Here is a 368-nt window from a genome sequence, read left to right on the forward strand (position 1 = left end):
GTGGAAAAGACCAAGATGGGCCGCGCCATGCGCGCCACCGCCGAGAACCCGCGCATCGCCGGCTTGATGGGCGTGGACGCCAACCGCGTCATCATCGTCACCTTCGCCATCGGCGCGGCCTTAGCGGCCATCGCCGGCGTGATGTGGGCGGCCAACTATTCCACCGCGCAGTTCGCCATGGGCTTCGTGCCCGGCCTGAAGGCCTTCTCGGCAGCGGTGCTGGGCGGCATCGGCAACATCTACGGCGCCATGCTGGGCGGCATCCTGCTGGGCCTGATCGAAAGCCTGGGCGCTGGTTACATCGGCGACCTGACCGGCAACTTCCTGGGCAGCAACTACCAGGACATCTTCGCCTTCATCGTGCTGAT

Annotated in this window: 1 protein-coding gene; it reads left to right on the forward strand. The window is 66.0% G+C overall.

The features are described from left to right. On the forward strand, positions 1-368 hold a 368-nt coding region (locus HWE04_RS24235), incomplete at both ends, for a branched-chain amino acid ABC transporter permease (RefSeq protein WP_241813928.1).

Source organism: Herbaspirillum sp. C7C2 (assembly GCF_022627865.1).
Classification (GTDB): domain Bacteria; phylum Pseudomonadota; class Gammaproteobacteria; order Burkholderiales; family Burkholderiaceae_D; genus Herbaspirillum; species Herbaspirillum frisingense.